This is a genomic window from Streptomyces sp. NPDC005648, assembly GCF_040605395.1.
Taxonomy (GTDB): Bacteria; Actinomycetota; Actinomycetes; order Streptomycetales; family Streptomycetaceae; genus Streptomyces.
Genome location: NZ_JBEXCS010000165.1, coordinates 1 through 10,099, shown reverse-complemented (window position 1 = coordinate 10,099; position 10,099 = coordinate 1). Strand labels below are relative to the sequence as shown.

9 protein-coding genes and 1 pseudogene are annotated in these 10,099 nt (G+C 72.6%); 8 read left to right on the top strand and 2 right to left on the bottom strand.

From position 1 onward, the window contains the following. Together ABZT17_RS44075 and ABZT17_RS44070 are read left to right on the top strand one after the other, a co-directional pair. Nucleotides 1–93: pseudogene (locus ABZT17_RS44075) on the top strand (ATP:cob(I)alamin adenosyltransferase); the annotation flags it as partial. Between the two features lie 32 nt (nucleotides 94–125). After that, nucleotides 126–998, top strand: a complete 873-nt coding sequence (locus tag ABZT17_RS44070) for an MBL fold metallo-hydrolase (protein WP_356357817.1) — start codon at nucleotides 126–128, stop codon at nucleotides 996–998. Between the two features lie 11 nt (nucleotides 999–1,009). Here ABZT17_RS44070 and ABZT17_RS44065 read toward each other — a convergent pair whose 3' ends face one another. Both ABZT17_RS44065 and ABZT17_RS44060 read right to left on the bottom strand, forming a co-directional pair. Beyond that, entirely contained in the window at nucleotides 1,010–1,636 is a 627-nt protein-coding gene (locus ABZT17_RS44065; protein ID WP_356357816.1) for a VTT domain-containing protein, read from the bottom strand. Beyond that, a complete protein-coding gene (locus ABZT17_RS44060; RefSeq protein ID WP_356357815.1) occupies nucleotides 1,636–2,409 on the bottom strand; it encodes an MBL fold metallo-hydrolase in 774 nt (257 codons plus the stop codon). The genes ABZT17_RS44065 and ABZT17_RS44060 overlap by 1 nt, the downstream gene beginning before the upstream one ends. Nucleotides 2,410–2,493: 84 nt before the next feature. On the opposite strand from ABZT17_RS44060, the gene ABZT17_RS44055 reads away from it, so the two are divergent. From ABZT17_RS44055 to dnaK, 6 genes are all read left to right on the top strand, one after another. Then, complete coding sequence (locus tag ABZT17_RS44055) at nucleotides 2,494–2,901, top strand: hypothetical protein (protein WP_356357814.1); 408 nt, start codon at nucleotides 2,494–2,496, stop codon at nucleotides 2,899–2,901. A 196-nt stretch (nucleotides 2,902–3,097) separates the two neighbouring features. Further along, on the top strand, nucleotides 3,098–5,101 hold the full coding sequence (locus ABZT17_RS44050; RefSeq protein ID WP_356357818.1) for an alkaline phosphatase family protein: 2,004 nt from the start codon (nucleotides 3,098–3,100) through the stop codon (nucleotides 5,099–5,101). 91 nt (nucleotides 5,102–5,192) lie between these two features. After that, nucleotides 5,193–6,254, top strand: coding sequence for a MoxR family ATPase (locus ABZT17_RS44045; protein WP_356357813.1), 1,062 nt, complete (start codon nucleotides 5,193–5,195; stop codon nucleotides 6,252–6,254). Beyond that, nucleotides 6,251–8,092, top strand: coding sequence for a hypothetical protein (locus ABZT17_RS44040; protein WP_356357812.1), 1,842 nt, complete (start codon nucleotides 6,251–6,253; stop codon nucleotides 8,090–8,092). Before ABZT17_RS44045 ends, ABZT17_RS44040 begins: the two co-directional genes overlap by 4 nt. A 56-nt stretch (nucleotides 8,093–8,148) precedes the next feature. After that, nucleotides 8,149–8,577, top strand: coding sequence for an OsmC family protein (locus ABZT17_RS44035; RefSeq protein ID WP_356357811.1), 429 nt, complete (start codon nucleotides 8,149–8,151; stop codon nucleotides 8,575–8,577). Between the two features lie 166 nt (nucleotides 8,578–8,743). Beyond that, a partial coding sequence (gene dnaK / locus ABZT17_RS44030) for a molecular chaperone DnaK (protein ID WP_356357810.1) occupies nucleotides 8,744–10,099 on the top strand: 1,356 nt, incomplete at its 3' end.

Here is a 10,099-nt window from a genome sequence, read left to right as displayed (position 1 = left end):
GACCGCTTCAACGAGCGGCTGGAGAAGCTGCGGTCCTTCATCCTCCCGGGCGGCACCCCGGGCGCGGCCCTGCTGCACCAGGCCTCCACGATCGCCTCACCGCACCGCTCCCCGGCCTGAAGGCCATGGCCCGCTTCGCCCGCGAAGGCTCCGTGCGCCCCGGCCGCGAGGGCCTCGCCGACATCCCCCGGCTCCCCTTCGCCCCCGCCGCACTGCCCCGCGTCGACGCCCGTACGATCGCCGTCTCCTGGGCGGGGCACGCCAGTTGGGTGGTCCGCGTCGGCGGTCTGACGGTCCTCACCGACCCGGTCTGGTCCCGCCGTATCCTCGGCACACCCGCCCGTGTCACCCCGGTCGGCATCCCCTGGGAGTCACTGCCGCCCGTCGACGCGGTGGTCATCAGCCACAACCACTACGACCACCTGGACGCCCCCACCCTGCGCCGACTCCCGCGCGACACCCCGGTGTTCGTCCCGGCGGGCCTCGGCGCCTGGTTCCGGCGCCGCCGCTTCACCACCGTCACCGAGCTCGACTGGTGGGAGGCGGTCCGACTGGACGGGGTCCGCTTCGACTTCGTCCCCGCCCACCACTGGTCCAAGCGCACCCTCACGGACACCTGCCACTCCCTGTGGGGCGGCTGGGTCCTGACGGCCCCGGACGGCCAACGCGTCTACTTCGCGGGCGACACGGGCTACGGCCACTGGTTCTCCCGCATCGGCCGGCGCTACCCCGGCATCGACCTGGCTCTGCTCCCGATCGGCGCCTACGACCCCCGCTGGTGGCTGAGCGACGTCCACTGCGACCCGGAGGAGGCCATCCGGGCGGCCCAGGACGTCGGTGCGCGCAGGATGGCACCGATGCACTGGGGCACCTTCGTCCTGTCGGCGGAGCCGGTCCTCGAACCGCTCACCCGGGTGCGGGAGGCATGGGAGAAGGCGGGCCTGGACCGGGACGACCTGTGGGACCTGCCGGTGGGCGGATCCCGGGTGCTGGCCTAGGCAGTCATCGCCTAGGCAGTCGTCGTCCGGCGGATGCGTCGCCACAGGGCGGGGGCCGCGCTGACCAGCACGGTGAGTGCGACCGCCGCCACCACGCCCTCCCAGGGCTCGCTGAACAGCGACCCGCCCAGGATGCCGATCACCTGGTACGTCGCCGCCCAGGCCAGGCAGGCCGGCAGGTTCCCCCGGGCGAACCGGCGCATCGGCCACTCGGCGATCAGACAGGCCAGCATCACCGGGATACGGCCGGCCGGCACCAGCCGCGACAGCACCAGCACCGCGACCCCGTGCTCGGCCAGCTTCTCCTGCGCCTGCGTCAGCCTCTCCTCCGGCGCCCGCGACCGGATCGCCTCCAGCCACCGCGACCCGTTCTTCGACCTCATCCCGCGCCGCCCCAGCCAGTACAGCGCCGCGTCCCCGAGGAACGCCGCCAGCGCGGCCGTCACGAACACCAGCGCCAGAGCGAACGGCGCCGTCTGGTGAAACGCGACCACGGCCGCCGAACTCACCAGCGCCCCCGTGGGAATCACCGGCACCAGCGCCCCGAACAGCACCAGCAGAAACAGCGACGGATACCCGATCGCCTGCTGCGTGGACTCGATCGGCACGGTCGATGTCACGGTGACCGCCAGCTCCATCACCGAGCGACCTCCAGCCGCACACTCTCCCCGTGCCCGAGCCGGTGCACCGCAACCTCCGGCGCGTGCTCGGCCGCGAGGCGCACGAACTCGTCGCCGGGCGCGTGGAATTCATGGGGGCGCACGGCGTCCATCCCGATCGGCCAGTACGTGCCGTAGTGCACCGGCACCGCGCTGCGCGGCGCCAGCCGGGCCAGCGCCGACGCGGCCCGGCCCGCGTCCAGGTGCCCCTCCCCGAGGTAGGGCCCCCAGCCGCCCACCGGCAGCAGCGCCACGTCGACCGGCCCGACCTCCTTCGCCATGTCGTCGAACAGCCCGGTGTCCCCGGCGAAGTACGTCCGCCCCTCGCCCTCGACGACGTACCCGAGAGCGGGGGAGCGGTGCGGGCCGACCGGCAGCCGCCGCCCGTCGTGCCGCGCGGGCACGGTTCGTACGACGACACCGCCGATCCTGGTGACATCGCCGGGGGCCACCTCGGTCATGTGGAGGTGGGTGAGCCGGCGCAGCCCCGGCACCGCCCGGGGTGCGCCCCGGGGCACCAGCAGGCGCGTGCCCTCCGCGAGCCGCGCCAGCGAGGGAACGTGCAGGTGGTCGGCGTGCAGATGGGAGACGAGCGCCACGTCCGCGCGTCGGGCGCCGGGCGGTGGCAGCGCGCCTCTGCGGCGGCGGAGGTGGGCGAGACGGCGGGCGAACAGGGGGTCGGTGAGCACACGGACGTCCGAGTCCTCGACCGTGCAAGTGGCGTGACCCCACCAGGTGATCTCCACCGGCACCTTCTTTGCCTCCTTCGCGCGACTCCCCGAAGCCTACGGGCTGGAGTAGGGTCGGCGGCGAAACCCGGAGGTGAGGGGGACGCCATGGGACCGATGCGCGTGCGCGTCACGGCGATCGCGAGTCTGACGCCGCTCGAGGAGCTGGACGCAGATCCCTTCCTGGTGGACTCCCGCAGCCAGCACGCGATGTGCGCGCGCTGGGCGGCCGAGCGCGGGTACATCGTCAGCCGGGAGCTTCTGGTGCGAGGGCTGCGGGCCGACCACTGCGTCCTGTGGGACGGCGTCCGGCCCGGGATCGACCTGTTCGTGGCGCCCAGCCGGCGGGTCCTGGAGAGCGCGCTGTCCTCCGTCGAGGAGTTCACCGCGGAGTGCGCGCGGCGCGGGGTGCGGGTGGAGACGGTCGGCTCCGCGGAGCCGTGCTACGACGCCCAGATGAAGGCCCGGGTCCACCGCCGCCTCTCCATGCCGACAGCCGGCTACGACGGCCGCTAGCCCCCAGGAGGCCCGGCACGCCCCGGCAGAGTGGGAAACCCCATGCTCGGTGGGCGGGCGTTCTCCGTGCGGGAAACCGACGCCGAGGCTCGTATGACAGGCTTGGGTCGGGGCCGTGGTGGTGGGGGGGCGGGACGTGAGGTGTGCGGGCGTGCGGTGGCGGCGGGTGGCCAGTCAGATCGGGCGGAGCGTCGCCGTGTGGGCGGTGTCCACCGTGACCATGCTCGTGCTCGCCGGGATCCTGCCGGACTTCCGGCTGCAGTCCCCGGACGGTGAGAGCGCCACCCACATCGCCGTGACCGCCGCGTTCGGCGCCGGAGCCTTCGGTCTGCTGTCGGCCCTGGTCTGGCCCTTGCTGGTACGTCTCCTGCTGCTGGTGCCGGCCCTCGTACTGGGCCTGCTCGTCTTCGTCCTGAACGGCTCCCTGCTGCTGGTCGCCCTGCGCCTCAACCCCGCCAGCAGCGCCGAGGCCGCGCCCGAGACGGCCGTGGTCGTCGCCGCGGTGATGTCCGCCGTCGCCTCCGCCACCGGCGGTGCCCTGGCCGTCCGCGACGACGACGCCTACCGACGCCGGCTCTACCGTCTCGCCGACCGCCGCCGCAGACGCCTGCCGCCCGGCCCCTCCGCCCCCGGCACGGTCTTCCTGCAGCTCGACGGCGTCGGCCACGACGTCCTCGTGGACGCCGTGAAGAAGGGGCTGATGCCCACCGTCGCCGCCTGGCTGGACGCCACCCACCGGCTCACCCCCTGGCGCACCGACTGGTCCAGCCAGACCGGCGCCAGCCAGCTCGGCATCCTGCACGGCTCCAACCACGACATCCCCGCCTTCCGCTGGTACGAGAAGGACCGGGGCGAGGTGATGGTCTGCAACCGCCCGACCAGCGCCGCCGAACTCCAGCGCCGCGCCGTCGAGTTCACCGGCGACGGCGGACTGCTCACCGCCGACGGGGCCAGCCGCGGCAACCTGTTCAGCGGCGGAGCCGACGAACAGGCCCTGGTCCTGTCCATCGCCACCCGCAGGCGCGGCCGCGAGAACCGCTCCCGGGCCGGCTACTTCGCCTACTTCTCCGACCCGGCCAACGCCGTGCGCACCGCCATGTCCTTCGTGGCCGAGGTCGGCCGCGAGATCGGCCAGTCCACCCGGGCGGTGCTCGGCAAGCAGCGCCCGCGGGTCTCCCGCGGCGGCCTCTACCCCTTCGTCCGCGCCTTCGCGACCGTCGTCGAACGGGACGTCGTCGTCGCGGCGGTGATGGGCGACCTGCTGGCCGGCCGCACCGCCGTCTACGCCGACCTGGTGGCCTACGACGAGGTCGCGCACCACTCCGGGCCGCGCAGCCGGGACGCCGAGAAGGTCCTCGAACGTCTCGACCGCTCCCTCGCGCTGATCGCGCACGTCGCCGAGCACGCCCCGCGGCCGTACCGGATCGTCGTCCTGTCCGACCACGGCCAGAGCCCGGGGGAGACCTTCCGCGCCCGCTACGGCCTGGGCCTCGGCGAGCTGGTGCGGGCCGGCTGCGGGCTGCCCGTACCGCGCAAGGCCCAGCGCACCCACAGCGGCGCGGAGGCCCGTGCCGCCGTGCGCGCGGCGCTGCGCCGGCCGGTCGAGGAGCGGCGCGAGCAGCACCGCCCCTCGCACCACTCGGAGCCGATCGTGCTGGCCTCCGGCAACCTGGGCCTGGTCTCCTTCCCGGACGTGCACCACCGGATGAGCAAGGAGGAGATCGACGCCCGCCACCCCGCCCTGCTGACGACCCTCGCCAACCATCCCGGCATCGGCTTCCTGCTCGTGCGCAGCGAGGAGCACGGCGGAGTGCTGCTCGGCGCGTACGGCGCCGAGATACCGCTCGACCGGCTCGACGACAGACGCGGCCCGCTGGAGGCCTTCGGACCCGGCGCCGCCGACGCGGTCCGGCGCACACACTCCTTCCCGCACACCGCCGACATCATGGTCAACTCCTTCCACGACCCGGCCGACGGCGAGGTCCTCGCGTTCGAGGAGCAGATCGGCTCGCACGGCGGGCTCGGCGGTGCGCAGGGCAGGCCGTTCCTGCTGTCGCCGGTGGTGTTCTCCGCGCCGGTCGAGGAGGGGTGCGAACTCGTCGGCGCCGAGCAGGTGCACCAGGTGCTGCGGCGCTGGCTGCGCGAGACGGACGGGCCCCAGGTGCCGCTGGAGACGCGGCCGGAGGAACGGGCCGCCTGAAGGCCGCCCGAAATTCGGCTGCGCCCGACGGGGCCGGGGGACACACTGTCCGAGTCGCAAACACCTCGAACACCCCCAAGGAGCCCCTGCGTTGCAGGCTGCCGTCACCGTCACGCCCGCCCGGATACCCGAACTGCTGCTCGGCCTCGCCACCGTGCGGCCGGTCTTCCTCTGGGGCGCGCCCGGCATCGGAAAGTCCTCCCTGGTAAGGGAGTTCGCCGAGTCGCTGGGCCTCGAGTGCGTGAGCCTGCTCGGCACCCAGCTCGCGCCGGAGGACCTGATCGGGGTGCCGCAGATCCGTGACGGGCGGTCCGTGTTCTGCCCGCCGGAGGCGATCGCCCGCGACGAGCCGTACTGCCTGTTCCTGGACGAGCTCAACGCGGCCACCCCGGACGTGCAGAAGGCCTTCTACTCCCTCATCCTCGACCGCCGTATCGGCAACTACGAGCTGCCGACGGGGTCGATCGTCATCGGCGCCGGCAACCGCGCCACCGACAACGCCCTCGCCCGTCCGATCGCCTCCGCCCTCGTCAACCGCCTCGCCCACGTCCACCTGGAGGCGTCCGCCGGGGACTGGCTGACCTGGGCGGCGAACCACGGCATCCACCCCTGGATCCTCGACCACCTCACCGACCGCCCCGACCACCTGTGGTCCAAGCCGCCCAAGACCGAGGAGCCGTTCTCCACGCCCCGCTCCTGGCACATGCTCTCCGACGCCCTGCACTCCTTCGGCCGCGACCTCGACGAGGAGACGCTGAAGGTCCTCGCCCACGGCACGCTGACGCCCGCCCACGCCACCGCCTTCTGCGGCTACGTCAAGATCGTGCGCAGCCGGTTCGGCATCGAGGCGATCATCAAGGGCGAAGCCCGCTGGCCGGGCGGGCCGGCGGACCGCGATCTGCTCTACTACCTCGCCGAGTCCTTCCGCGGCCGGCTGATCAAGGAACTCCCGGTCAGCAAGGAGCACATGTCGGCGAACGGCCGGCAGACCGCGTACCGCGCCAAGTCGCTGCTGGTCCAGCTCGCCGAGATCTCCGTCGAGGTGGCCCAGACCGTGATCGCCTCCGACGCCGACGGCAACCCCGTACTGCCCTCGTGGTTCCTCATCGAGGCGGCGCGGGACATGCCCCGGCTGGTGGAGGCGCGGCGATGAGCGGCCGTACCAAGGGCAAGGGGGAGAAGAAGCGGGATCTCGCGGCGGAGGCCTTTGCCGAGGGGTTGCGGCTGGTGCGGGCCAACCCGGCGCTCGCGGCGGTGGAGTTCGGCGTCTGCCGACGCGAGGAGTGCGAACTCGCCCCCCGCGACGGGCTGGTGGTCGTCGACTCCGACGGCGACCTGCACGTCCACCCCAGCCTCCCCCACGCTCGAACAACCTCGCGCGGGGGGACCCCCACCGCCGACCCCGGCGCCTGGGCCTGGGCCCTCGCGCACGCCGTACTCCACCTCGGCTTCGGTCACGTCCCCGCGGTGAAGGGCCCGCAGCCGCGCGAACAGCCCGACCGCCACGACATCGCCGCGCGCTGTGTCGTGGTCAACCGCTTCCTGCTGAACTTCCCCGTCGGCCAGACCCCGGAATCGCTCCCCGCCTCCTACCCGGACGGCGACGAGGAGCAACTCGCCGTACGCTGGCGGCGGGACGGGCTCCCGCCCGCGTACGAGAGCTGCGGTACCGCCGTCGGCGTACCCGACCAGCTGCTCGTGCCGTGGTCCGGCTGGGCGCAACCCCCGGACCATCAGCTGGCGTTCGCGACCGCGCTGACCCGGACGGTGTCCGCGGCGATGGACATGGCGGGCGGCCGCCGTGACTCCCTCACCGGCGAGCTCTCCCCGCAGCGCCCGTGGCAGCGGGCGCTGAGCTGGTTCGTCTCCTCGTACCCGCTGCTCGGCGGTGTCGCGGCCGGCGTCAAGCTCGTCGCCGACGCCGAACTCGCCCGCGCCCACGGCATCTCCGTGGCCGCGGTGAACGCGGAGGCCGGCGAGATCTACCTCAATCCGCTGCGCCACTTCGACGACGAGGAGTGGCGCTTCATCCTCGCCCACGAGATGCTGCACGCCGCCCTCCGCCACGGCGACCGCTGCGGCGCCCGCGACCCCTACCTCTTCAACGTCGCCTGCGACTACGTCATCAACGGCTGGCTCGTGGAGATGCGGATCGGCACCATGCCGGACGGCCTGCTGCACGACCCCGCCCTCACCGGCCTGTCCTCCGAGGAGGTCTACGACCGTCTCGCCGGCGACCTGCGCCGGATACGCCGGCTGGCCACCCCGCGCGGCAAGGGCGTCGGTGACATCCTCGGCACCCCGCTCGGGCCGCCCGGCGACTACGTCGACCTCGACGAGTTCTACCGGCGCGGCCTCGCCCAGGGCCTGGACCTGCACCAGCGGCAGGGACGCGGCCACCTCCCGGCCGGCCTGGTCCAGGAGATCCGTACCCTCAGCCATCCACCCCTGCCCTGGGACGCCCGGCTCGCCCGCTGGTTCGACGAGTTCGTGCCCAGACCCGAGCCCGTACGGACGTACGCCCGCCCCTCCCGCCGTCAGTCCGCCACGCCCGGCATCCCGCGCGCGGGCCACTACTACCCGCCGGAGGAGATCGCCCGCTGCACCTTCGGCGTGGTCCTCGACACCTCCGGCTCCATGAACGTCACCCTGCTGGGCAAGGCGCTGGGCGCGATCGCCTCGTACGCCGAGGCCCGTGACGTCCCGGCCGCCCGGGTCGTCTTCTGCGACGCCGCCCCGCACGACGCGGGCTATCTGCCGGTCACGGAGATCGCCGGCCGGGTCCGGGTCCACGGCCGCGGCGGCACGGTCCTGCAGCCCGGGATCGACCTGCTGCAGCGGGCCGACGACTTCCCGCCGGGCGCGCCGCTCCTCGTGATCACGGACGGCTGGTGCGACGTGCTGCGGGTGCGGCGCGAGCACGCGTATCTGATCCCCCAGGGGGCACGGCTGCCGTTCACCGCGCGTGGGCCGGTCTTCCGGGTGCGATGAGCCGGAATGTGATCGGATGGGGTCCCGAGAAACATCCGGATTCGGAAGGATTCACCGTGGCAACCACGCGCTCCGCACACACCGTCTGGGAAGGCAACCTGATCGAGGGCAGCGGTGTCGTCAGCTTCGACTCCTCCGGTGCCATCGAGGCACAGCCCGTCACCTGGGCCTCGCGCTCCCAGGACGCGAACGGCAAGACCAGCCCCGAGGAGCTGATCGCCGCCGCGCACTCCAGCTGCTTCTCCATGGCGCTGTCGCACGCCCTGAACGGCGCCGGCACCCCGCCCACCAAGCTCGTCACCTCCGCGGACGTGAATTTCCAGCCGGGTGAGGGCATCACCGGTATCCACCTCACCGTCGAGGGGACGGTCCCCGGGATCGACAACGACACGTTCGTCGCCGCCGCCGAGGACGCCAAGAAGAACTGCCCGGTCAGCCAGGCGCTGGCCGGCACGACGATCACCCTCTCGGCCAAGCTGGCCTGATCGCCCGACCGGTACGGCCACGGTGCCGCGTCCCCCGAGACCGGGGCGCGGCACCGGCGTTTTCCGGGGTACCCGGGACGGAACCCGGGACCTACGCGGCATTGACAACAGCGCACTCAAGTTTTGTGCTGGAGTCTGGGAAGCGCCCTGGCGGAAGGGGACGGAGATGGCACGTGCGGTCGGGATCGATCTCGGTACCACGAACTCGGTGGTGGCCGTCCTGGAGGGCGGCGAACCCACCGTCGTCGCCAACGCGGAGGGGGCCAGGACCACACCGTCGGTCGTGGCCTTCGCCAAGAACGGGGAGGTGCTGGTCGGAGAGGTCGCCAAGCGGCAGGCCGTGACGAACGTGGAGCGCACGGCCCGGTCGGTGAAGCGGTACATGGGCGACGCGCACTGGCGCTTCCCCGAGCAGGGGTCGATCGACGGGACCCGCTACCGGGCGCAGGAGCTGTCCGCGCGGGTGCTGCAGAAGCTCAAGCGGGACGCCGAGTCCTACCTCGGCGAGGACGTCACGGACGCGGTGATCACCGTACCCGCGTACTTCGACGACTCGCAGCGGCAGGCGACCAAGGAGGCCGGGGAGATCGCCGGCCTGAAGGTCCTCAGGATCATCAACGAGCCGACGGCCGCGGCCCTCGCCTACGGCCTCGACCGCGGCGAGGAGCAGACGGTCCTGGTCTTCGACCTCGGCGGCGGCACCTTCGACGTGTCGCTGCTGGAGATCGGCGACGGGGTCATCGAGGTCAAGGCCACCAACGGGGACACGCACCTGGGCGGCGACGACTGGGACCAGCGGATCGTGGAGCACCTGGTCAAGAAGTTCCAGGGGCAGTACGGCGTCGACCTCGGCAAGGACAAGATGGCGCTGCAGCGGCTGCGCGAGGGCGCCGAGAAGGCGAAGATCGAGCTGTCGAGCTCGTCCGAGACGACGATCAACCTGCCCTACATCACCGCGTCCTCCGAGGGGCCGCTGCACCTCGACGAGAAGATGACCCGGGCCCAGTTCCAGGAGCTCACCGCGGATCTCCTCGACCGCTGCAAGACGCCCTTCCACCAGGCGGTCAAGGACGCGGGCATCAAGCTCTCGGCGGTCGACCACGTGATCCTCGTCGGCGGCTCGACCCGGATGCCGGCCGTCACCGACCTGGTCAAGGAGCTCACCGGCAAGGACCCGCACAAGGGCGTCAACCCGGACGAGGTCGTGGCCGTCGGCGCGGCCCTGCAGGCCGGTGTCATCCGCGGTGACGTCAAGGACGTGCTGCTGCTCGACGTCACCCCGCTGTCCCTGGGCATCGAGACCAAGGGCGGCATCATGACCAAGCTCATCGAGCGCAACACCACGATCCCGACCCGGCGTTCGGAGATCTTCACGACGGCCACCGACAACCAGCCCTCCGTGGGCATCCAGGTGTACCAGGGCGAGCGGGAGATCGCCGCGTACAACAAGAAGCTGGGCGTCTTCGACCTCACCGGTCTGCCGCCCGCCCCGCGCGGGGTGCCCCAGATCGAGGTGGCCTTC